The sequence below is a fragment of the Stenotrophomonas maltophilia genome (assembly GCF_001274595.1).
GTDB lineage: Bacteria > Pseudomonadota > Gammaproteobacteria > Xanthomonadales > Xanthomonadaceae > Stenotrophomonas > Stenotrophomonas forensis.
Genome location: NZ_CP011010.1, coordinates 1,107,477 through 1,129,031, shown reverse-complemented (window position 1 = coordinate 1,129,031; position 21,555 = coordinate 1,107,477). Strand labels below are relative to the sequence as shown.

Sequence of the window (21,555 nt, the reverse complement as noted above, 5' to 3'; positions counted from 1 at the left end):
GAAGGATCTTTCCCCGGGCGGCAGTATAGCCTCCTGATTCAACGGAACGCGTTACGTGGCCACTCCCCTGCCCCAGATCCTGAGCAACCTGCATGCGGCCGCCGAGGCCGCTGGCAGGCCCGACCCACGCCTGCTGGCGGTGTCCAAGACCCAGCCGGCCGAGGCCGTGGCTGCGCTGGCCGCGCAGGGCCAGCATGCCTTCGGCGAGAACTACGTGCAGGAAGCGCTGGCCAAGATGCAGGCACTGCAGCACCTGGCACTGGAATGGCACCTGATCGGCCACCTGCAGTCGAACAAAGCCGATGCCGTGGCCAGCCACTTCGACTGGGTGCAGAGCGTGGACCGGCGCAAGCTGGTGACCGCGCTGGCACGCCATCGGCCTGCAGAGCGCGGGCCGCTGAACGTGCTGATCCAGGTCAACATCGACGACGAATCCAGCAAGCACGGCTGTGCGCCGGAAGAGGTCGATGCGCTGGCCACCGCGATTGCCGCCGAACCCGGGCTGCGCCTGCGCGGCCTGATGGCGATTCCCGCACCGTGGCCCGAAGCGGAGCGCCGTCGGGATGCATTCGTGCGCATGCGCACACTTTTCCAGTCGCTGGCGGCCCAGCACGCGCAGGTCGACACCCTGTCGATGGGCATGAGCGGCGATTACGCCGACGCCATCGCCGAGGGCGCCACCCTGGTGCGCATCGGCACCGCCCTGTTCGGCGCGCGTCCGCGCCCGGCCTGATATCACAAGGAGACTTCCATGGCAGCTGATTCCATCACCTTCATCGGCGGCGGCAACATGGCCCGCAGCCTGATCGCCGGCCTGATCCGCCAGGGCGTGCCCGCCGCGCACATCCACGTGGCCGAACCGGTGGCCGCACTGCGCCAGGCGCTGGCCGCCGACTTCGGCGTGCAGGTGCATGACAACGCCGCCGATGCCGCCGCGCAGGGCCGCACCTGGCTGCTGGCGGTGAAGCCGCAGGTGCTGCGCGATGTGTGCCAGTCGCTGCAGGCACTGGCACAGGCACACCGCCCGCTGGTGGTGTCGATCGCTGCAGGCATCACCAGCGCGCAGCTGGAGCGCTGGCTGGGCGGCGATCTGGCAGTCGTGCGTGCGATGCCCAACACGCCGGCCCTGCTCGGTGCCGGCGTGACCGGCCTGTACGCGACGCCGTCGGTGGATGCGCAGCAGCACGCGCGCGCGGAACAGGTACTGGCCAGTGCCGGGCGCACGGTGTGGATCGACAGCGAAACGCTGATGGATTCGGTCACCGCCGTTTCAGGCAGCGGGCCGGCCTATGTGTTCCTGCTGGCCGAAGCGATGGAAGCGGCCGGCATCGCGCAAGGCCTGCCGGCCGATGCCGCGCGTGCGCTGGTGGTACAGACCCTGCTGGGGGCATCGCGCATGCTGGATGAAGCCGGCGAAAGCCCGGCCGAACTGCGCCGCCGCGTGACTTCGCCGAACGGCACCACCCAGGCGGCGATCGAGAGCTTCCAGGCTGGGGGGTTCGAGGCGCTGGTGGACAAGGCGCTGCGCGCCGCGCAGGTGCGCGGGCAGGAACTGTCTGCGGCGAATGATTGATCTCGATGTGTGCCGACCAACGGTCGGCACCCACCGTCATGATTGCCCCAATGTGGCCATGACGAAATCGACGAAGCACTGCAACCGTGGGCGCGGCCTGCGGTCAGGCAGATAGATCAGGTGCATCGGCCGCGGTTCGGGCAGGTAGTCGCGCAGCAGCGGCTTCAATCGCCCGGCCGCGATTTCACCCGCCAGCAGTGCCGTCGGCTGCAGCACCAGCCCCGCACCGGCCACGGCGGCTTCGCGCAGTGCAACGCCATCGTTGCAGGTCAACCGCGCTTCCCAGTCCACCTGTTCGCCGTTGGCCAGCTGCCAGCCATGGCCGCCACGCCAGGCCAGGTGGCTCAGGCAGTCATGCCCTTGCAGATCCGCCGGCGTGCGTGGCGTGCCACGCCGGCGCAGGTACGACGGCGCGGCGCACAGGCTCATTGCATACGGCGGCAACGGCCGTGCCACCACCTCCTGCGACGGTAGCGGCCCGACCCGGATCGCCACATCGAATCCATCCTCGATCAGGTCCACGCGGCGGTTGCTCAGGTCCAGCTCGATGTTCAACTGTGGCTGCGCACGCAGCAGGGCAGCCAGCCGTGGCGCCAGCACGCAGCTGCCCCAGGTGCTCGGCGCGCTGACCCGCAGCAGGCCACGCGGCTGCACCTGCAGGCCCGCCACATCGGCTTCGGCCTGCTGCACCTGTTCCAGCACCTGCCGGCACCCGGCCAGGTAGGCGCTGCCGGCTTCGGTCAGGCGCTGGCGGCGGGTGTTCCGTTGCAGCAGCGCAGTGCCCAGGTGCGCCTCCAGCTGCTGGATGTACTTGCCGACCATCACCGCCGACACCTGCAATTGTTCAGCGGCGCCGGCAAAGCTGCCGCGCTCGGCCACGGCGACGAAGGCCTGCATGCAGCGAAGCGTATCCATTACTAACCTCAGCTTAGGAATCTGCGAAGCATACGCCACTTACCTAACCATGCCATGAGCGCGCAGACTTCACTCATTCCCCCTCTCGCAAGGAACGGCCATGAAGATCCTCCTCGTCGGTGCCAGCGGCACCCTCGGCCAGGCGGTCGCCCGCCAGCTCGGCCAGCAGCACCAGATCCTCGCCGCCGGCCGCCACAGCGGCGAACTGCGGGTCGACCTGACCGACGACGCCAGCGTCGCCGAACTGTTCGCCCGCACCGGCCCGGTCGATGCGGTGATCTCCACCGCCGGCAAGCTGTACTTCGGCCCGCTGCAGGAGATGACACCCGAGCAGTTCAACATCGGCCTGCAGGACAAGCTGCTGGGCCAGGTGCGGCTCGCCCTGGCCGCGCAGCACCACCTGAACGCCGGTGGTTCGATCACCCTGACCAGCGGCATCGTCAGCGCACAGCCGATCCGCGACGGTGCCAACGCCACCTCGGTGAACGCCGCGCTGGAAGGCTTCGTGCGCGCGGCCGCGCTGGAGCTGCTGCCGCGCGGCCTGCGCATCAACGTGGTCAGCCCGAACGTACTGATTGAATCGATGGCGGCCTACGGCCCCTACTTCCCCGGCTTCGAAGCGGTGAGCGCACAACGCGCGGCACTGGCCTTCCGGCGCGCGGTCGAAGGCATCCAGAGCGGCGAGACCCTCACCGTCTGGTAAAGAAAAAGGGGACGGAGGGGATTAAGTCGTTTCCCGCACATAAGGGGCAATAGCGACTTAATCCCCTCCGTCCCCTTTTTCTTCATTCCCAGCGCATCGGGCCGTCGCCGCGTTCGCCGAGGATGTCTTCCGGGTTGGCCAGGCGGCAGCGCTTCAGCGACAGGCAGCCGCAGCCGATGCAGCCGGTCAGTTCGTCGCGCAGCAGCTGCAGCATGTGGATGCGCGCTTCCAGCTCGGTGCGCCAGCGCGCCGACAGCTTGGCCCAGTCGGCCTTGGTCGGCGCACGGCCCTCGGGCAGGCTCTCGAAGGCACGGCCCACCGCTTCCAGTGGCATGCCCACGCGCTGTGCCACGCGGATCACCGCCAGCCGGCGCAGCACGTCACGGCTGTAGCGGCGCTGGTTGCCCGAGGTGCGCAGGCTGCTGATCAGCCCCTTGCGCTCGTAGAAGTGCAGCGCGGAAACCGCTACGCCACTGCGCTGGGAGACTTCACCAACGCTCAGTTCCTGGGACGCCATCACTTGACCTCAACTACGGTTGAGGTGTCATGCTGCTATCTTCGCCGCCGGTTGACAAGCGCGGCCCGCAGCCCATCTGTATGACTACCATGCTCTCCCCTGCCGATACCCCTGTGCCGGCCGATACTTCGATCCTGTCCGCCCGCTACCGCGCCACCACCATCGGCATGGTCGCGCTGGTCGCGCTGCACGCCTTCGAGGCGCTGGCCGTGGCTGCCGCGATGCCCACCGTGGCCGAAGCGCTCGATGGCCTGCGCCTGTATGCGCTGGCGTTTGGCGGCACCCTGGCCACCAGTGTGATCGGCATGACCCTGGCCGGGCGCTGGGCCGATCGCCACGGACCGGCGCGACCGCTGTGGTACGGCCTGGCCTGCTTCGTACTGGGCCTGCTGCTGGCCGGTTTCGCGATGCGCATGGGCATGCTGGTTGCCGGGCGCCTGCTGCAGGGGCTGGGTGCAGGCGCGATCTCGGTTTCGCTGTATGTGATGGTCGGCCGCAGCTACCCCGAGCACCTGCGGCCGAAGGTGTTTGCGGCCTTCTCCGCAGGCTGGGTGGTGCCGTCGATGATCGGCCCGGCGTTGAGCGGCCTGATCGTGCAGCATCTGGGCTGGCGCTGGGTGTTCCTGGCGGTGCCGCTGCTGGCGGTTCCTGCCGCCCTGCTGCTGCGCCCGGCACTGGCGCGCATGCAGTCCACCGCAGTCGGCGACCGCGACGATGGACGTGGCAACGTGGTGCGTTGGGCCAGCGGGGCCTCGCTGGCTGCGCTGCTGTTGTATTTCGGCGGCCAGCAGCAGGGCCTGCCGGCGCTGCTCTGCATCGGCGCGGCGATGCTGGCGCTGCTGCTCTGCGTGCACCGCCTGCTTCCGACCGGAACGCTGGTGCTGCGCCGTGGCCTGCCCAGTGTGATCGCGCTGCGTGGCATCGCCGCTGCGGCCTTCTTCGCCTGCGAGGCCTATCTGCCGCTGCTGCTGCAACGCGAGCGCGGGCTCTCGCCGAGCTGGGCCGGCGCGGTGCTCAGCCTCGGCGCGCTGGGCTGGTTCGCCGGCTCATGGCTGCAGGGCCACCAGCAGCGCGGTTGGTCACGCCAGCAGCTGCTGCGCGTGGGCACGGCGATGATGACGGTCGGCATCGTCGCCACGCTGGCGGTGCTGTTCAACCCCGTGCCACTGCCGGTGGCGCTGGTCGGTTGGGCCCTGACCGGCTTCGGCATGGGCATGATCTACGCCAGCCTGTCGGTGCTGACGCTTTCGCTGTCGGCACCGCATGAGCAGGGCGCCAATACCTCGGCCCTGCAACTGAGCGAGGCGTTGTCGGTGACCACCGCGCTGGCGGTGTCCGGTGCACTGTTCGCGCTGTTCGTGGAAACCGCGCCGCACACCGGTTATGTGCTGTGCCTGGCGATCACCTGCGGCTTGGCGGTGCTGGCGACGGTGATCGCACGGCGGGTGTAGGGCACTGGGATTCCCGGTAGTTCCGGCCGCTGGCCGGCGGTCTCCGCACACGCAGGAATGCCGTGATGATGCCGGCCAGCGGCCGGCACTACCTGCTACCTGTGCCCACGTCGTCGATGTCCCGGTGCAGGATGCGTCGCACTTCCAGCACAGCCTGTGGGGTCTCCTGCACGCTGTGGCCGGAAATGATCACCTTCTCCGACAGCGCGCCCGGCAGGTGTGCGCTCCAGTACGGCACCAGCCCGTCATCGGACTTCTCCACCGGCAGTTCCGGTTTGCGCTGGGCGATGATCGAGTGGTATTTCAGGCCGGCCTCGATCGGCAGCTGCGCGGCCGCCTTCACGAATGGATCGCTGGCCTTGAGGTTGTCGATGCTGTTGGGAATCTTCGGCTTGGCGGTGCCATCGACCTGCTGCTCGGCCTGTGCCAGCGCCATGAACACATCCTCGAACTTGCCGAGAATCGTCAGCGGCAGGCGCACCAGCCGTCCGATCAGGCGCCCGACCTTGTTGCCGGCGATATCGGTGCCCTGGTGCGGCGCGGCGATGAAGATCGCACGCTCCACGTTCGGCTGCGCCTTGAAGTGCAACAGCGGCCCCAGCTTGGCCTGCACGCGCTTCAGGCGCTCGCCCTTCAGGTCGTAGTTGGCCAGCAGGTCATTCCACAGCACATCGCCGGAATCACTGACCAGCAGGCGGGCCAGCACGCCGCCCATGCTGTGCCCGATGTAGACCATGTCCTTCGATGCCCGCGTGCTGCCATCGGGGTCGAAGTGCTTCAGCGTGTCATTGAACGCATTGGCGATCTCATAGCGGTTCAGCGCGATCGGCGCATTGGTCGGGTAATAGACCTGCCACACCTGGAACTGCTGGCGCAGCTCGGGGTCGCCCATGATCTCGTTGGCCAGGTTCACCCAGGCCTCCGGGCTGCTGGCCAGGCCGTGCAGCATGAAGATGATGCGGCGGTTCGGGTCCCACGGCTGCATCAGGTAGATGTGCGGCTCACCGATGCCCTCGCTCATGCCGAACAGGGTGCGCAGCGACTGCCGGGCGAAGCCGCTCTGCGCCAGCCACAGGCCGTACGCTGCGGTGAAATTGCCGGCCAACGGCACCTGCTCGCCGTGCAGGGTGATGCGCTCGGTGGCTTCCGGCGAGTAGGCATCCAGCTCGACCCGGCGCGTGCGCATCACGTCGTCCAGGCTGCTGCCCTCGAAGCGCAGCAGCGCGGTGACGTTGATCGAGGACATCTCGCTGAACTCGGGCACCGAATCGTCATGTCGATGGCGGCGGCCACGGCGCGCGTCATCCTCATCATCCGCAGCGGTTTCAGCCTTCGGGCCGTCCGGCGCGATCACCGGCGCGACCAGCTTCGGCGGGTCCATCACCATCACCAGTTCGGCACCGAAGCCATCGCGGCGATAGGTGCTGCGCAGGCCGACGAAGCTGACCGTTCCGGCCGGCACCAGCTGCGCGGGAATGCTCTTCAGGCCCAGCTGCTGGTAGTTGGAGGCCAGCGACCAGCTGCCGACCGAGATCGGCTTCGTGTAGTCCTCACCCGCCAGCGCAGACGCACGCGCGCGCACGAACAGCACCACCGCCGCCTTCTCGGCGGCGTAGTTGTAGTAGTCGCGCACCTGCGTCTGCCGGTCCTCGAAGGCGCGGTCAGACGGCGAACGGCCGCTGTAGAACAGGTAGGCATAGGCGTAACGGGCCGCTTCCAGCCAGGCATCCAGCGCGGCATCGCTCATCGGCGGATCGCCGGCGGCGGTCTTCTTCGGCGTCAACGCCAGTGCGGCCTTCACCCACAGTTCGGACAGCGCCGACAGCCGCTGTTCGACGTTGAGATCATCGGTCATCAGCAGCGTACTGCGGCAAACCAGGAAGTCCTTTTCGCACTGCGATTCATCCAGGCCTGCCGCACTGAGCGTCTCGCGCGCGGCCGGGCTGAGCTTGCCGGTGTTGAGCACGTCGGCGCGCTTGTTGACCAGCGAATCACTGGACGTGACCTGCTTGACGGTAACCATCGCGCAGCCGCTGCTGCCCAGCAGCAGGATGGCGGCGAACAACACCGGCAGCAGGCGCTGCCAGCGGGCCAGGGGGCGTTGGGTCATTACTGCGGGTCCTGCTCGGTGCCGGGCACGCCCTGGCGGATTACGGTGGAGAAATGCACCCCGTCACCCAGGTCCAGCGCACGCTGGGTGATGCGGCCCTTGTCATGCAGTTCGGCGTACGGCACGCCCGGGGTGAGCGCGCCGACCTCCTGCGCGTACTCGGCCAGGTAGCCCGACAGCAGCAGGCGATAGTCCAGCGGCAGCCGCGGTGCGATGTGGCGGGCCAGGTCGAAGACGATGGTGGTGCAGTTGCTGGTCAGCGTGTTGTAGAAGCCCGGCTTCGCATCCAGTTCGCGCGCCTGCTCGATGTAGGCGGCGAACAGTTCCTTCAGCTGCGTGCGGTCCATGCCGTGCAGGCGGTACAGGTAGACATCCTCGCCCCGCGCATTGGTGCGGGTGCGGATGATGTCGGTCTCCTCGGAGGCCACCAGGGTCATCTCGAACTTGCGGAAGAAGCCGCCCAGCGCCGAGAACGATTCACCCCGTTCCTTGCGGATCTCCAGCGAGAACACCACGTGGCGGCCATCGTCGAAGCCGAACGAGATCAGCGTGTGGGCGATTGCCGGGCCCATCCAGTACGACAGCACCAGATCGGCCGAGCGCAGCTGGTCCAGGTCGTACTCGCGGCGCACCCAGCGCGGGTCATAGTCGGTTTCGCTGCGCCAGGTGAAATCACGGACGTTGTCCAGCACCACATGACGCCCATCGAACGACACCACGTGCAGGCGCTGGGCCACGTCATCGGCCCACACGCGGTCCTGGCGCGGCGCCAGCAGCAGCCACCACAGCGCGGCCAGCGCCAGTGCTGCGCCGAACGTCAGGCCCAGCCGGCGGTTGCCTCGGCCGCGTGCGACCCGCCACGATGCCCACAGCGCAACCAGCAGCCACAGCACGGCCACCGTCGTGGCCAGCGCACCCGGCCCCGGCAGCTGGTAGGCCAGCAGCCCGGTCACCCACAGCGCCGCCAGCGCCATGGCACTTCCTGTCATCCAACGTCCTGCGGTGTTCACTGGGATCCTGTGGCGGTATTCAAGCCGCATAGTTAGCCACAAGCCGCATCAGCGTGGCATCTACGGCCCGTTCAGCCAGGCCGGCGCACCGTCGGCGGCGGCGCCCGAAGCCAGGTTCACCACACAGGAGCAACAATGGGCATTACATCCGTGGCCGGCGTTCCGGTCCAACCCCGGCACCGCGCAACCTGCCACTGCGGCACGGTCGAACTGCTGCTGGACCTGCCGGACGGCATCGTCGACCCACGCCGCTGCGACTGCTCGATGTGCCGGCGCCGTGGCGCCATCGCCGCCAGCGTGACCCGTGCGGGACTGCAGGTGGTGCGCGGGCAGAACCACCTGCGGCTGTACCAGTTCAACACCCATGTGGCCGAGCATTACTTCTGCGGTGTGTGCGGCATCTACACCCACCACCGGCGTCGCTCCAATCCCGAGCAGTACGGCTACAACGTGGCCTGCCTGGAGGGCATCGACCCGTTCGCGCTGGGCGTGATCCCGGTCAACGATGGCGTCAACCACCCGGCCGACCGCAGCGCCTAGTGCCGCGTGCGTCGCAACGGTGCCGCCACTTTCTGCCAGGGCGCCATGCCACTGCGACCGGCGCGTGCGGGGCGTTTCAGCCAAGGGCGGCGAGGCGCTGCCTGCGGCTCGGCAGCGACCGGGGGAGGAAGGGGCCTGCGGCCAGGCCAGAGATGATCGAGCAGCCACATGGCGGGTCTCCGTGGGGGACGGGGACAACCGAGACTAGGCGCTGGCCGGCATAGGGGGCGTGAGGCGGCGAAGTCTCGATGATGACAAGCCATTGAGAATCATTTGCAACAACAGGATGCAATCCCGATAATCCGCGGCGATCTTCCGTGGACCGACCGCCATGCCCGCCCGCCGCACCCTGCTCTCGCTTGCCCTCGCCCTGCCCGGCAGCCTCGTCGCACACGCCGCACTGGCCGACGACGCGCCGACTCCCCGCACCCTGGACCGCGTCAGCGTGGTGGCCGAGCGTGCCAGCACCGCGACCAAGACCGACACCGCCCTGACCCAGACGCCACAGGCGATCAGCGTGGTCACCCAGCAGCTGTTCACCGATCGCGGCGCGCACAACCTGCAGGAAGTGCTGCGCTACAGCGCCGGCGTCACCGCCGACGCGTGGGGCCTGGACACCCGCAACGATGCCACCTCGGTACGCGGGCTGGATCCGGTGCAGTACCAGGATGGCCTCCGCCGCAGTTACGGGTTCAGTCCGTTGGCGCGGCCGGAAATCTATGGCCTGGAGCGTGTGGAAGTGCTGCGCGGTCCTTCGTCGGTGCTGTACGGCGCAGGCGCCACCGGCGGCATCATCAATGCGATGAGCAAGCGCCCGACGTTCGGCAATGTGGCGGGCGAGGCAGGCGTGCAGCTTGGCAGCTTCGACCGCAGGCAGCTTCAGGGCGACATCGGCGGTGCGTTGAACGAGGCCGGCACGGTGGCCGGGCGCTTCGTCGGCCTAGTGCGTGAGTCGAACATGCAGACCGATACGCTCAAGGACGACCGTGTCTACCTTGCGCCTTCGATCAGCTGGCGCGGCGAACGCAGCACCTTCAGCCTGCTGGCCAGCTACCAGCACGACAGGACCGGCTCCAGCCAGCAGTTCCTGCCGCTGGCGGCGACGCTGCTGGCGCCCCCCGGACGCCGCCTCGATCCCTCCACGTTCATCGGTGACCCTGACTTCGACCGCATCGACTCGCGTGTCTACAGCCTCACCGCGCTGTTCGACCACCGCTTCAACGACGTGCTCAGCCTGCGCTCGGCCATGCGCTACATCGATGGCAAAACGACGCTGCAGCAGATGTACGTGGACAGCTACAGCAACCCGGCCGATCCCTTCATCGATGCCGGACGTCGCGTGGTCAACCGCACCGCCTACGGCACCCGCCCCGACGTGCAGATCTTCAGTGCCGACAACGCCCTGCAGTTCGACTTCGCCACGGGTGCCTTCCAGCACCTGCTGCTGGCCGGCGTCGACTACAGCCAGTACCGGGAGCAGCTGCAGCGCCTGGATGCGACCGGCACGCCGATCGACATCTACGCCCCGGTATCGGTGGCACCGACAGTGCGTGGCTGGGAGCGCCAGCCAGACCAGACCTCCACCCAGCTCGGCCTCTACCTGCAGGATCAGATCCGCTGGGCCGACCGTGTTTCACTGGTGCTGGGCGCACGACGCGGCCATGCACGCTCGAAGACCGACGGCCAGCCCAGCCAGACCGACAACGCCACCACCTATCGCGCCGGCCTGATCGGCGAACTGGGCGCCGGGGTATCGCCCTACCTGAGCTACAGCGAATCGTTCCTGCCGGTTGCCGGCCAGGACCTGTTCGGCCAGGCCTTCAAGCCGATGCGCGGCCGCCAGACCGAGGCCGGCATCAAGTGGCAACCCGCGCGCAACCTGCTGCTGACGATGGCCGCGTACCGCATCACCGAAACCAACCGGCAGACCAACGACCCGGACAACGTGCTGAACGTGGTGCAGACCGGGCAGATCCGCTCCAAGGGCGTCGAGCTGGAGGGCCAGTTCCAGTTCGCCAACGAGCTGACGATCACCGCCGCCGTTGCGCGCAACGAGGCCGAAGTCAGCCGCAGCAACTTCGCATTGGAAGTGGGCCAGCGCCTCAACGACACCCCGCAGGACCTGGCCTCGGCCTGGGTCTCGAAGGGCTTCCCGCTGGAGGACGGCGCACGCCTGCGCCTGGGCCTGGGCGTGCGCCATGTCGGCAATACCGTGTCGCTGGGCAATGGCGGGCGCATCATCACCCCCAGCTACACGCTGGCCGATGCCCTGGTGGAAGTGCAGGTGACCGACTGGACGATGGCGTTGAACATCACCAATCTCACCGACAAGCGCTACTACGCACCGTGCCGCACCTTCGGTGACTGCTTCGCCGGCTACCCGCGGGTGGTCACCGGCACCATCACCTATCGGTTCTGATCACGGCCAACGCTGGCCGCCGCAGCAGTACGTGCAGCAGCACGGCACAGGCGGCGGTCAGCAACGCCAGCACCCGCAGCAGTATCGCCAGCGCTTCGGCACTGGCCTGCTGCAGGTGTGCGCCGCGCATCGCCGGAAGCAGCGCCTGCGCCTGTGCATGCGCACCGGTGGCCAGATAGGCCCCGGCCCTGGCCAGCGACGCGGGCGACGCGCCCTGCAGCCGCTGGCCGATCAGCAGCGCAAGCAAGGCGGTCACTGCGGCCAACGCAATGCCTTCGCCGGCCACCCGCACCGTTCCGAAGATGCCGGCGGCCATGCCTGCACGCTGCACCGGCACCACGCTGACCGACAGCCCATCCATCAGGCCCCACGGCAACGCGGTTCCGGCACCGATCAGCATCAGCAACGGCACCCACTGCGAGGGCGACGGGTGCGAGGCGTGGCACGACAGCAGGTACAGGCCGGTGGCACAGACCAGCAGGCCCAGCGTGCACAGCCGCGCACTTCCGATGCGCTCGGCCCAGCGCGCGGCCAGCATCGGCAGTACCAGCATCGGCGCGGACAGAGCCAGCATCTGCAATCCGACCGCAGTCGCGCTTTGCCCGTGCACGCCCAGCAACTGCAGCGGCAGTACCACCAGCAGCACCACGTAGCCGAAGCAGGTGGCCACCGGCAGCAGCTGGACACCGAGGAACGCCGGCTGCGAGAACAATGAGAGGTCCAGCAGCGGTGAGCGATGCACCCGTTCGATGCAGACGAACACCCCGCCCAGCAGCAGCGTCGCCAGCAGCGCCAACTGTACGCGCAGGGCATGCAGCCCGAATTCTCCCAGCCACAGCAGGGCCAGGGTCAGCGCTGCCAGCATCAGGCTGAAGCCGAGCATGCCGCCGAGGTCCAGGTGTCCGCGCTCGCCGTGGCTTTCAGGCAACACGCGCGCGCCCAGTACGAAGGCCGCCAACGCCAGCACACCCCCGGCGGCGAACACGCTGCGCCACCCCAGTGCCTGCAGCAGAAGGCCGGCAAGCAGCGGCCCCAGTGCCAACCCTGCACCGAATGTCGTGCCCAGCAGAGCGAAGACGCGCGCACGTGCTGGCCCCTGCCAGGCCTGCGCCAATGCGGCGGTGCCGGACGCCAGCGCTGCTGCAGCGGCAACGCCCTGCAGCCCGCGCGCCAGGTCCAGCCACAGCAGCGTGGGCGCAAGGCAGACGACGGCTGTAGCGGCGGTGAACCCGACCGTGCCCAGCAGGAACAGCCGGCGCCGGCCATAGCGGTCGGCCAGGCCGCCGGCAGCAAGCAAGAGGCTGCCGAAGGTGAGCATGAATGCATTGGTCACCCAGGCCAGCGCAGTGGGTGAGGCCGCCGCGGAACGGGCCAGCACCGGCACCGCGACCGCGCCGGCCGAGAAGGACAACGGCAACGCCAGCGCGGCCAGGCAGACGGCAAGCAGCGTCCAGCGCTGCTGCGCACGGACAGGCAAGGAGAGCATCGAAACCGGGGCCATGCGGGCCTCCATCCATCAGGGGTATTGATGATGGACAGGCCGTTATTGATGAAAAACTGGCTCGATGGACGTTGATTGCGGCCTGGTGTTCCGCAATCATGCCGGCATGGATTCCATCTCTGCCCTGCTCGCCTTCGTCCGCACTGCGGAGGCGGGCAGCATCGTCGGTGCCGCCCGCGTCCTCGGCCTGTCCGCGTCGGCGGTGGGCAAGCGCATCGCCCGCCTCGAGCAGGACCTGGGTACGCGCCTGTTCCATCGCACCACCCGCCGCGTACACCTCACCGATGAGGGCGATCTGCTCCTGCAACGCTGCCGGCGTGCCCTGGACGAGCTTTCCGAAGCACAGGCGGACCTGGCGCAGCGACAGCACGCGCCCAGTGGGCTGCTGCGCATCGGGCTGCCGACCATCGGCTATCGCTTCCTGCTGCCGGTGCTGCCCGGGTTCCAGCAGCGCTATCCGCAGGTGCAGCTGGAACTGGATTTCAATGACCGCATCGTCGATGTGGTCAGCGAAGGCCTCGACGCAGTGATACGCAGCGGTGCGCTGGCCGATTCCAGCCTGACCGCGCGGCGGCTGGGCGGGTTTCGTTTCATCCTCTGTGCGGCCCCCGGCTATCTGCACGCGCACGGCACGCCCGGTGATGTGAGCGAGCTGCGCATGCATGCCGCACTGCGCTTCCGTTACCCGACCACCGGAAAGCTGCATCCGTGGCAACTGCCGGGCGTCGAAGGCGATGCCGGAGCGGGCCTGCCGACGGCGATGACCTGCAACAACATGGAAGCCGTGCTGGCCGCTGCAATTGGTTGCATGGGCCTGGCCTGGATGCCTGACTTCCTCGCCGCTGACGCGCTGGCCGACGGCCGCCTGCAACGGGTGCTGCCTGCACTGCCCACGCACCAAGGGCAGTTCTCGCTGCTATGGCCGGGTGGACGCCACCCCAGCGCGCGCCTGCGGGTATTCATCGACTACGCCGTGGCGCATCTGTTCCAGGGCGAACACGCCTAGGCGGCCGGCAGGATCAGCTCGCGTTCGCGGCTTCCAGGAAATTGCACAGCACCGGCGACGGTTGCTCCGGGCGCACGCACAGCTGCAGGGCAAAGCGCGCGGCTTCACCGCCCACCTTCCGGTAGACGATCTCTTCCGGACGAAAACTGCTCATGCTGGCCGGCACGATCGCCACGCCCGCATCCACCGCCACCAGCGACAGCACTGCATGCATGCCCTGCGCCTCCTGCACTACGCGTGGAGTGAATCCCGCCGCGGTGCACAGGCCCAGCACCTGTGCGTGGAAACCGATGCCCTCGCCGGCCGGCCACGACACGAAGGGTTCATCGGCCAGCATCGCCACGCTCACGTCGGGCAATGCGGCCAATGCATGCGTACGCGGCAGCGCAATCGCCAGATGGTCGTGGTCGAAGTCGTGCAACTGTAGTTCGGCGGCAGGAATCGGTGGAATCAACACCCCCACGTCGATGCGCTGCTCTCTCAGCCACAGCTGCTGCTGGCGTGAGGTCGCCTCCTGCAGATGCAGCCGCACCTGTGGATACTGCTGGCGGAAACGGCGGATCAAACCAGGCAACCGACCGTACAACGCGCTGCCGACATAGCCCACCTGCAGGCTGCCACGCTGCCCTGCGGCGGCTTCACGGGTGCGCTGCAGCGCCTGTTCGGCCTGCTGCAGCGTCGCGCGCGCTTCCACCAGCAAGGTCTGCCCGGCCACGGTCAGGCCCAGGGTACGGTTGCCACGCACGATCAGTTCACTGCCCAGTTCGTCTTCCAGCCGCCGTATCGCCGCCGTCAGCGGTGGCTGCGACATGTGCAGCCGAGCGGCGGCGCGGTGGAAGTGCAGCTCTTCGGCCACGGCCACGAACTGGCGGAGCAGGCGCAGGTCGATCATCTCGATGCAGGTGGTGGGAATCCGGCTAGGGTACGCCCTCAGCTGCGCACGTCCACACTGGCGCGGGCGATGGCCGGCCACTGCAGGGCCACCGACTCGATGCTGTCGGCGCTGACCGCGCGCAGATCGCGCGGATATGCAACGTGTTCCGCTTCCTGCAGGCGCAGCGCATGGAACTGGCCATTGCTTGCACGCAGCACCCATCCGCCGCCCTGGCAGCGCGTCGATGCCAGAAAGGCCACGCCGTGCGCGACTGCCTCCGGATGCAGCTCGTCCGGCTCGCCGTCGATGCCCCACATCCGCGTCTTGGCCACCGGCGAAACCGCATTGACCACGATGCCGTGCCCGGCACCTTCCAGTGCCAGCACATTGACCAGGCCGAGCGCGGCCAGCTTGCCCATCGCATAGGCGGAAAGACCGCGCTGTGCGTACTGCGGATACAGCGCGCGATCGGAGGTGGTGATGACGATGCGGCCACCACCCGCCGCGCGCATCGCCGGCCACGCCGCCTGCGCCAGCCACAAGGGTGTCTTTGCGGCCAGGCACAGCATCCGCTCCAGCGCATCGTCTTCGACCGCTTCCAGCGCCTGGTACTCCACCCAACCAGCGTTGTGGATCAGGAAGTCGATGTGACCATGCTGCTGCAGCAGATCCTGCACCAGCGCGTGGCAACCGGCACGATGATCGATGGGATCACTGACGGCCTGCACCGATAGCCCACGCGCCCGCAACGCGTCGGCACTGTGCTGGATGCGCAGCGGATCGGTGCCACGACCATTGGTGCCGGCACCGACGTCGTGCATCACCACGTGCGCACCACGCTCGGCCAGCAGGCGACTGTAGGCCAGGCCCAGTCCACCGGCGGCACCGGTCACCAGCCCCACTTGGCCTTCAAAGGAAATTCGCGAAACAGGTTGCATCCGCACAGCTTCAACCACGGGCGGGGGCACCGGCCAATACCGTTGACCACACGCCACGATATGCCCGCGCTATCGCCAGAAAAGGGGACGGAGGGGATTAAGTCGCTTCCGGCACACAAGGGGCAATAGCGACTTAATCCCCTCCGTCCCCTTTTTCTAGCGGCTGAAGCGGCGCGCGCCGGCCACGCAGACCACCGCGCCCAGCGTTACCAGCACCATGCCGGCGCTGACCGATTCGTGCAGCAACAGCGCCGCCAACGCCAGGCCGAAGAATGGCTGCAGCAGCTGCAGCTGGCCGACCGCGGCGATTCCACCCTGCGCCAGCCCGCGGTACCAGAACAGGAAGCCGACCAGCATGCTGAACACCGCCACGTAGCCCAGTGCCCACCACGCAGGCGCGCCCACCGCGGCGAACGAGGCCGGGCGCATCACCACGCTCAGTGGCAGCATCACCGGCAACGCCAGCAGCAGCGCCCAGCTGATCACCTGCCAGCCGCCGAGATGGCGGGCCAGCCGGCCGCCTTCGGCATAGCCGAGCCCGCAGGCAAGGATCGCGGCCAGCATCAGCAGGTCGGCCTGCAGCGAGGCCTCGATGCCATTGCGCATCGCGTAGCCGACCACGCAGGCGCTGCCCAGCAGCGAGAACAGCCAGAAGGCGGGGCGCGGCCGCTCGCCGCCGCGCAGCACCCCGAACAGTGCGGTACTCAGTGGCAGCAGGCCGACGAACACGATGGTGTGCGCCGATGACGCATGGCGCAGGGCCAACGCGGTCAGCAGCGGGAAACCGACCACCACGCCAAGACTGACCACCACCAGCCCCGGCAGGTCACTGCGCCGCGGCCAGGGCTGGCGCAACAGCAGCAACAGGCCAAGGCCAAGCACTGCGGCGATGGTGGCGCGTGCGGCGGTGACGAACCCGGCGTCCAGTTCAAGCACCGCCAGGCGGGTGGCCGGCAACGAGCCGGCGAAGATCACCACACCGATGAAGCCATTGATCCAACCGCTCGCTGACCGTTCCACGCCTGTATTCCTGTCATGCCAGGCATCGCCCGGCGGAACCTGCATGGGAACATCCATCGCCGGGTCACCCCAGCTACAATCCAGTACAGTCGCAAGTAACTGTACTGCCCACACTTCCACTACAGTCCCTCCATGTCGCGTCCGCTCACCCGCATCGAATCAGTCATCCAGACCGTCCGCACCCGCATCAGCGCGCGCGTGGATGGCCCCGGTTCCCGCCTGCCGTCGGTGCGGGCGCAGGCGGCAGCGATGGGCGTATCGGTCTCCACCGTGGTCGAGGCTTACGAGCGCTTGGCGGCCGAAGGCGTGATCAGCGCGCGCGCGGGCTCTGGCTTCTACGTCAGTGGCCCGGCCGCACCGCTGGCGCTGGCCGCGATGGAGCCGCGGCTGGATCGCGTGGTGGACCCGCTGTGGGTATCGAGGCAATCGCTGGAAACGCCCGCGGGCCACCTCAAGCCGGGCTGCGGCTGGATGCCCAGCGACTGGCTGTACCAGGACGGCATGCGTCGTGGCCTGCGCCGGCTGGCACGTGTCGATGCATCGCAGCTGGTCGACTACGCCGGCCCGCTCGGCCTGCCCGCATTGCGCCAGTTGCTGCAGCGGCGCGCTGCTGCACTGGGCATCGACGCGCCGATGGAACAGATCCTGCTGACCGAATCGGGCACGCACGCGGTCGACCTGATCTGCCGCTTCCTGCTCAAGCCCGGCGACTGCGTGCTGGTGGATGACCCCAGCTACTTCAACTACCACGCGCTGCTGAAGGCACATCAGGTGCAGGCCGTAGGCGTGCCGTACACCCACACCGGGCCGGACCTTGATGCGTTTGCGCAAGCGCTGCAGGCACATTCGCCGCGGCTGTACATCACCAATTCGGGCCTGCACAACCCGACCGGCGCCGTGCTTTCCCCCAGCACCGCTCACCGCCTGCTGGGCCTGGCCGAGCACAGCGAACTGGTCATCGTCGAGGACGACATCTTCGCCGACTTCGAGCTGCATCCCGCCCCCCGGCTTGCCGCGCTGGATGGTCTGTCGCGGGTGATCCACGTCGGCAGCTTTTCCAAGACGCTGTCGGCGGCCTCACGCTGCGGCTATATCGCGGCGCGCCACGACTGGATCGACGCGCTGACCGACCTGAAGCTGGCAACCAGCTTCGGCGGCGGCCATCTGGCGATGCAGCTGATGCACATCGCGCTGACCGACAGTGGTTATCGTCGCCACATGCAGTCAGTACGTTCGCGCCTGGCCGATGCACGCCGGCATGCGCTGCGGAAACTGCACGCGCTGGGTATCACCCCGTGGCTGCAGCCCGAAGCCGGCCTGTTCCTGTGGTGCCAGCTGCCCGATGGCCGCGACGCCGCGGCCCTGGCGCGGCACTGCCTGCGCCAGGGCATCGTGCTGGCACCGGGCAACGCCTTCAGCCAGTCGCAGCGCGCGGCCGACTACCTGCGCTTCAATGTCTCGCAATGCCAGGACCCGCGCATCTGGCAGGTGTTGGCGCAGGCCTTGCACTGAGCGCGATGCCAGTGCCCTGCGGCACCGGCACTTGCGTGCCACGGTACAGTGGTAGTTCCCCTTGCAGGAGTGCGCGCATGTCGTCGTTTTCCGATCCGCAGGCCGTGGCCCGCTATGCCGAGGGCCCGTTGCGCCAGGTGCCGGGCTACCTCGCCCTGCAGAAGATGAGTCGCCTGCTGCTGGCCGAACGGGTCCCCGTGCAGGGGCGCGTGCTGGTACTGGGCGCCGGTGGCGGCCTGGAGCTGAAAGCTTTTGCCGAAGCACAACCGGGCTGGCAGCTGCTGGGCGTGGACCCGGCCGCACCGATGCTGGCGCTGGCCGAGCAGACGCTGGGTCCGTTGAACGCACGCGTTGAACTGCTGGAAGGCTACATCGACGATGCTCCGGACGTGCGCTTCGACGGCGCCAGCTGCCTGCTGACCCTGCACTTCCTCGACGCCACGCAACGCCTGCATACGCTGCGCGAACTACACAAGCGACTGCGCACGGGTGCCCCTCTGGTGGTCGCTCACCACAGCGTGCCGCAGGATCCGGACGGCAAGCTGCGCTGGTTGCAGCGCTATGCGGCGTTCGCCGAAGCCTCTGGCGTTGCGCGCGTGGATGCACAGCGCGCGATCGAAGCCATTGCCGAGCGGCTGCCGCTGCTGCCGCCCGAACAGGAGGTCGCGCTGCTGCAGGAAGCCGGCTTCGTCGACGTGGAGCTGTTCTACGCCGGCTTCAGCTTCAAGGGCTGGGTGGCGTACGCGACGTGATGCAGCCGGACCGGATCACGGCACCACGGTGATGCCGATGCGCTGCATCAACAGCGCCACCTGCTGCACGTCCAATGTCGCGCCGCGCAGGTTGGTGCTGCGCACGTCAAGCTCACCCAACTCGGAATTGGTCAGGTCGCAATCGGTGAAATTGGCGCTGTTCCAGTCGATGCCCTCGAACTGGCCACCGGACAGGTCCGAGCCGGCGAAACTGGCGCCGCTCACATTGGCGCCGTCCCAGCGGTTCTCCCACAGTTCGCACTTCTCCAGCGTCACCCGCGAGAAGTTCGCGTAGCGCAGGTTCGACTTCTTGATGAAGCCGCTGCAGAACCCGCTGCGCGTGGTGATCTGGTTCATGAAGCTGGCATTGCTGAAATCCGCGCCCTGCGCGCGGCATTCGCTGATCTCCAGGCCCAGCGCCTTGATGAAGTTGAAGTGGCACATGCTGATGTCGCAGCCACGGAAGCTGGCTTCCTTCAGCGTGGCGCCGTTGAAGCGGCAACCGCTGCGGCTGTCGGCGTCGTAGAAACTACAGTTGATGAACTCGGTCGCGGTCAGGTCCGCGCCGGAAAAATCGCATTGCTGGAACTGCTGGTCGACCACTTTCTGGCCGGTGTACTGGTCGGCGCCGATGCGCAGCTTGTGGTGAATGGTGGGGGACATCAGGGATTCCATGCCAGGGAGCGCGGCCATGATGCCGGGCAAGCGCCGTATTCCCAACCCCGCCAGCGCCGCGGAACGCAATGCCTGATGTTGCACATTCATGCACAGTAATGCATGATTCCCGGCATGAGCTCCGATCCCAGCCCCCTTCCCGCCCAGCGCCCCCAGCAGATCCTTGAGGAACTGCGCCAGCAGGGCCGTGTGGTGGCCGCCGACCTGGCGCGCCGCTATGCCGTCTCTGAAGATTCGATCCGCCGCGACCTGCGCGAACTGGCCACCCAGGGCCTGTGCCAGCGTGTCTACGGGGGGGCGGTGCTGCCGCCGCCGAAGGAACGCCCGCTGCGTGAGCGATTGACCCATGACCGGGGCGACAAGGCCGAACTGGCCGCTCGCGTTTGCGCCCTGCTGCAACCGGGCCAAGTGATACTGCTTGATGCCGGGTCGACCAACCTGGCCATCGCCCAGCAGCTGCCCGCCGCGCTCGGGCTGACGGTGATCACCAATGCTCCGCAGATTGCTACGGCCGCCAGCTATCACGAAGGCATCGCCGTGCAGCTGATCGGCGGCCGCCTGGCCAGCGGTGGCGGCGCGGTCGGTGCCGAAGCGCTGGCCCAGGTGCAGCGCCTGCGGGCCGATGTGTACCTGCCGGGTCCGTGCGCGGTGGACGGCGACACCGGCGTGTGGGCGATGGATTCGGAAGAAGCCACACTGAAGCGCGCGATGGTGGCGTGCAGCAGCCGCGTCATCGTCGCTGCCACCACTGAAAAGCTCGGCGCACGCGGCAACTGGCAGATCGCCAGCCTGGACGAGATCGACGATCTGGTGCTGACCACGTCGGCGCCTCCCGCACTGGCCGCCCGCTTCCGTGCCGCCGGCATCGCAGTGCATCCCACCCTGCCCTGACCGAACCGCCCATGCCTATTGCCAACCGCGCGCGTGCCGAACAGCACGCGACCCGCGCTGCATTCTTCATTCCCGGCTTCGCTACCGCGTTATGGGCCACGCTGGTGCCGTTCGCCAAGTCACGCACGGACATCAACGATGCCACGCTGGGCCTGGTGCTGCTCTGCCTGGGTGCCGGTTCGCTGCTGGCGATGCCGCTGTCCGGCGTGCTCGCCGCGCGCCTGGGCTGCCGTCGGGTGATGGTGGCCAGCACGTTGCTGATCTGCCTCAGCGTGCCAGGGCTGGTGCTGGCCGACACGGCCTGGCTGCTGGGACTGGTGCTGTTCGTGTTTGGTGCCGCGGTGGGGGCGATGGACTGCACGATGAACGTGCAGGCGGTGATCGTCGAGCGCGAAGCCCGGCGCGTGATGATGTCCGGCTTCCATGCCTTCTTCAGCATCGGCGGTTTCCTTGGTGCGGCCGCCATGACCGTACTGCTTTCGGCACAGCTGCCACCGTTGGCGTCGGTGCTTGTCGGCGTGGGCGCCATGCTGCTGGTGATGCTGTTGTCGGCGTCGTACTGGCACCGCGAGCGCATGCCGCATGACACGCCGATGCTGGCGATGCCGCACGGCGTGGTGCTGTTCATCGGCGTTCTGGCGTTCATCGCCTTCCTTGGCGAAGGCGCGATGCTGGACTGGAGCGCGGTGTTCCTCACCGACGTACGTCGTGTGGACGCCAGCCTGGCCGGCATCGGCTATGTGACCTTCACCCTGACCATGACCGTCGCGCGCCTGTTCGGCGATGTGCTGGTGGCACGCGTCGGTCGCCAGCGCGCGATCGTGTTCGGCGCCCTGCTCGCCGCCAGCGGCGTGCTGGTGCTGACCCTGGTTACGCCCTGGCAGGCGTCCCTGCTCGGCTACGTGCTGGTGGGCCTGGGCTGCGCCAACATCGCGCCGGCACTGTTCTCGCTGGCAGGCCACCAGACCCGCATGCCCGGTGCGCTGGCGATCACGGCGGTGTCCACGCTTGGCTTTGCCGGCATCCTCGCCGGCCCGGCGCTGATCGGCTTCGCCGCCAATCACTTCGGCCTGGTCGCCGCGTTCATCGGCGTGGCGACGGCCCTGTTGCTGGTGGCGATGTCCACCCGCTGGCTGCGGGTGTGACCC

At 68.1% G+C, this 21,555-nt stretch carries 20 protein-coding genes; 11 read left to right on the top strand and 9 right to left on the bottom strand.

Features of this window, described 5'->3' with window-relative positions:
* Positions 1-55: 55 nt before the first annotated feature.
* Together VN11_RS05220 and proC are read left to right on the top strand one after the other, a co-directional pair.
* Entirely contained in the window at positions 56-733 is a 678-nt protein-coding gene (locus tag VN11_RS05220) for a YggS family pyridoxal phosphate-dependent enzyme (protein ID WP_053448996.1), read from the top strand.
* Positions 734-751: 18 nt separating this feature from the next.
* Entirely contained in the window at positions 752-1,573 is an 822-nt protein-coding gene (gene proC / locus VN11_RS05215) for a pyrroline-5-carboxylate reductase (protein ID WP_053448995.1), read from the top strand.
* A gap of 36 nt (positions 1,574-1,609) precedes the next feature.
* On the opposite strand, the gene VN11_RS05210 is transcribed toward proC, so the two are convergent.
* Positions 1,610-2,488, bottom strand: coding sequence for a LysR family transcriptional regulator (locus tag VN11_RS05210; protein WP_053448994.1), 879 nt, complete (start codon positions 2,486-2,488; stop codon positions 1,610-1,612).
* A 100-nt stretch (positions 2,489-2,588) separates the two neighbouring features.
* On the opposite strand from VN11_RS05210, the gene VN11_RS05205 reads away from it, so the two are divergent.
* Complete coding sequence (locus VN11_RS05205; RefSeq protein WP_053448993.1) at positions 2,589-3,191, top strand: short chain dehydrogenase; 603 nt, start codon at positions 2,589-2,591, stop codon at positions 3,189-3,191.
* Positions 3,192-3,273: 82 nt separating this feature from the next.
* Here the strand turns inward: VN11_RS05205 and soxR are convergent, their stop codons facing one another.
* Positions 3,274-3,708, bottom strand: a complete 435-nt coding sequence (gene soxR, locus VN11_RS05200) for a redox-sensitive transcriptional activator SoxR (RefSeq protein WP_008267329.1) — start codon at positions 3,706-3,708, stop codon at positions 3,274-3,276.
* Between the two features lie 29 nt (positions 3,709-3,737).
* On the opposite strand from soxR, the gene VN11_RS05195 reads away from it, so the two are divergent.
* Positions 3,738-5,159: an MFS transporter gene (locus VN11_RS05195; protein ID WP_053448992.1), complete on the top strand. Its 1,422-nt coding sequence runs from the start codon at positions 3,738-3,740 to the stop codon at positions 5,157-5,159.
* A gap of 88 nt (positions 5,160-5,247) precedes the next feature.
* Here the strand turns inward: VN11_RS05195 and VN11_RS05190 are convergent, their stop codons facing one another.
* A complete protein-coding gene (locus VN11_RS05190) occupies positions 5,248-7,269 on the bottom strand; it encodes an esterase/lipase family protein (RefSeq protein ID WP_053448991.1) in 2,022 nt (673 codons plus the stop codon).
* Entirely contained in the window at positions 7,269-8,243 is a 975-nt protein-coding gene (locus tag VN11_RS05185) for a DUF4105 domain-containing protein (RefSeq protein ID WP_080374872.1), read from the bottom strand. The genes VN11_RS05190 and VN11_RS05185 overlap by 1 nt, the downstream gene beginning before the upstream one ends.
* 171 nt (positions 8,244-8,414) lie before the next feature.
* On the opposite strand from VN11_RS05185, the gene VN11_RS05180 reads away from it, so the two are divergent.
* Both VN11_RS05180 and VN11_RS05175 read left to right on the top strand, forming a co-directional pair.
* Positions 8,415-8,819 (top strand): GFA family protein, encoded by a 405-nt coding sequence (locus VN11_RS05180; RefSeq protein WP_053448989.1) that lies wholly within the window; start codon positions 8,415-8,417, stop codon positions 8,817-8,819.
* Positions 8,820-9,150: 331 nt separating this feature from the next.
* A complete protein-coding gene (locus VN11_RS05175) occupies positions 9,151-11,238 on the top strand; it encodes a TonB-dependent siderophore receptor (RefSeq protein WP_053448988.1) in 2,088 nt (695 codons plus the stop codon).
* Here the strand turns inward: VN11_RS05175 and VN11_RS05170 are convergent.
* Positions 11,222-12,739 carry an MFS transporter gene (locus VN11_RS05170; RefSeq protein WP_053448987.1) on the bottom strand — a complete coding sequence of 506 codons (1,518 nt, stop codon included), beginning with the start codon at positions 12,737-12,739 and terminating at the stop codon, positions 11,222-11,224. The genes VN11_RS05175 and VN11_RS05170 overlap by 17 nt on opposite strands.
* A 106-nt stretch (positions 12,740-12,845) precedes the next feature.
* On the opposite strand from VN11_RS05170, the gene VN11_RS05165 reads away from it, so the two are divergent.
* Positions 12,846-13,745: a LysR substrate-binding domain-containing protein gene (locus VN11_RS05165; protein ID WP_053451253.1), complete on the top strand. Its 900-nt coding sequence runs from the start codon at positions 12,846-12,848 to the stop codon at positions 13,743-13,745.
* A gap of 13 nt (positions 13,746-13,758) precedes the next feature.
* Here VN11_RS05165 and VN11_RS05160 read toward each other — a convergent pair whose 3' ends face one another.
* The 3 genes from VN11_RS05160 to VN11_RS05150 form a co-directional block, all read right to left on the bottom strand.
* A complete protein-coding gene (locus VN11_RS05160; protein ID WP_053448986.1) occupies positions 13,759-14,637 on the bottom strand; it encodes a LysR family transcriptional regulator in 879 nt (292 codons plus the stop codon).
* A gap of 38 nt (positions 14,638-14,675) precedes the next feature.
* A complete protein-coding gene (locus tag VN11_RS05155; protein ID WP_238581856.1) occupies positions 14,676-15,512 on the bottom strand; it encodes an SDR family oxidoreductase in 837 nt (278 codons plus the stop codon).
* A gap of 201 nt (positions 15,513-15,713) precedes the next feature.
* Positions 15,714-16,577 carry a DMT family transporter gene (locus tag VN11_RS05150; RefSeq protein WP_053451252.1) on the bottom strand — a complete coding sequence of 288 codons (864 nt, stop codon included), beginning with the start codon at positions 16,575-16,577 and terminating at the stop codon, positions 15,714-15,716.
* Between the two features lie 132 nt (positions 16,578-16,709).
* Here VN11_RS05150 and VN11_RS05145 point away from each other — a divergent pair, with 132 nt between their 5' ends.
* Both VN11_RS05145 and VN11_RS05140 read left to right on the top strand, forming a co-directional pair.
* Positions 16,710-18,089, top strand: a complete 1,380-nt coding sequence (locus VN11_RS05145; RefSeq protein ID WP_053448984.1) for a PLP-dependent aminotransferase family protein — start codon at positions 16,710-16,712, stop codon at positions 18,087-18,089.
* A 77-nt stretch (positions 18,090-18,166) separates the two neighbouring features.
* Positions 18,167-18,841, top strand: a complete 675-nt coding sequence (locus VN11_RS05140) for a class I SAM-dependent methyltransferase (protein ID WP_053448983.1) — start codon at positions 18,167-18,169, stop codon at positions 18,839-18,841.
* A 15-nt stretch (positions 18,842-18,856) separates the two neighbouring features.
* On the opposite strand, the gene smqnr is transcribed toward VN11_RS05140, so the two are convergent.
* Complete coding sequence (gene smqnr / locus VN11_RS05135) at positions 18,857-19,504, bottom strand: SmQnr family pentapeptide repeat protein (protein ID WP_053448982.1); 648 nt, start codon at positions 19,502-19,504, stop codon at positions 18,857-18,859.
* A 126-nt stretch (positions 19,505-19,630) separates the two neighbouring features.
* Between smqnr and VN11_RS05130 the strand changes: the two genes are divergently transcribed.
* Complete coding sequence (locus tag VN11_RS05130) at positions 19,631-20,407, top strand: DeoR/GlpR family DNA-binding transcription regulator (RefSeq protein ID WP_053448981.1); 777 nt, start codon at positions 19,631-19,633, stop codon at positions 20,405-20,407.
* A gap of 11 nt (positions 20,408-20,418) precedes the next feature.
* Complete coding sequence (locus VN11_RS05125) at positions 20,419-21,552, top strand: MFS transporter (protein ID WP_053448980.1); 1,134 nt, start codon at positions 20,419-20,421, stop codon at positions 21,550-21,552.
* Positions 21,553-21,555: the final 3 nt, after the last annotated feature.

Excerpts from the sequence above, each read along its gene's own strand:
- proC (WP_053448995.1), top strand. The coding sequence starts at position 752 with ATGGCAGCTGATTCCATCACCTTCATCGGCGGCGGCAACATGGCCCGC.
- VN11_RS05210 (WP_053448994.1), bottom strand. The coding sequence starts at position 2,488 with ATGGATACGCTTCGCTGCATGCAGGCCTTCGTCGCCGTGGCCGAGCGC.
- VN11_RS05205 (WP_053448993.1), top strand. The coding sequence starts at position 2,589 with ATGAAGATCCTCCTCGTCGGTGCCAGCGGCACCCTCGGCCAGGCGGTC.
- soxR (WP_008267329.1), bottom strand. The coding sequence starts at position 3,708 with ATGGCGTCCCAGGAACTGAGCGTTGGTGAAGTCTCCCAGCGCAGTGGC.
- VN11_RS05195 (WP_053448992.1), top strand. The coding sequence starts at position 3,738 with ATGCTGCTATCTTCGCCGCCGGTTGACAAGCGCGGCCCGCAGCCCATC.
- VN11_RS05190 (WP_053448991.1), bottom strand. The coding sequence starts at position 7,269 with ATGACCCAACGCCCCCTGGCCCGCTGGCAGCGCCTGCTGCCGGTGTTG.
- VN11_RS05185 (WP_080374872.1), bottom strand. The coding sequence starts at position 8,243 with ATGGCGCTGGCGGCGCTGTGGGTGACCGGGCTGCTGGCCTACCAGCTG.
- VN11_RS05180 (WP_053448989.1), top strand. The coding sequence starts at position 8,415 with ATGGGCATTACATCCGTGGCCGGCGTTCCGGTCCAACCCCGGCACCGC.
- VN11_RS05175 (WP_053448988.1), top strand. The coding sequence starts at position 9,151 with ATGCCCGCCCGCCGCACCCTGCTCTCGCTTGCCCTCGCCCTGCCCGGC.
- VN11_RS05170 (WP_053448987.1), bottom strand. The coding sequence starts at position 12,739 with ATGGCCCCGGTTTCGATGCTCTCCTTGCCTGTCCGTGCGCAGCAGCGC.
- VN11_RS05165 (WP_053451253.1), top strand. The coding sequence starts at position 12,846 with ATGGATTCCATCTCTGCCCTGCTCGCCTTCGTCCGCACTGCGGAGGCG.
- VN11_RS05160 (WP_053448986.1), bottom strand. The coding sequence starts at position 14,637 with ATGATCGACCTGCGCCTGCTCCGCCAGTTCGTGGCCGTGGCCGAAGAG.
- VN11_RS05145 (WP_053448984.1), top strand. The coding sequence starts at position 16,710 with ATGTCGCGTCCGCTCACCCGCATCGAATCAGTCATCCAGACCGTCCGC.
- VN11_RS05140 (WP_053448983.1), top strand. The coding sequence starts at position 18,167 with ATGTCGTCGTTTTCCGATCCGCAGGCCGTGGCCCGCTATGCCGAGGGC.
- smqnr (WP_053448982.1), bottom strand. The coding sequence starts at position 19,504 with ATGTCCCCCACCATTCACCACAAGCTGCGCATCGGCGCCGACCAGTAC.
- VN11_RS05130 (WP_053448981.1), top strand. The coding sequence starts at position 19,631 with ATGAGCTCCGATCCCAGCCCCCTTCCCGCCCAGCGCCCCCAGCAGATC.
- VN11_RS05125 (WP_053448980.1), top strand. The coding sequence starts at position 20,419 with ATGCCTATTGCCAACCGCGCGCGTGCCGAACAGCACGCGACCCGCGCT.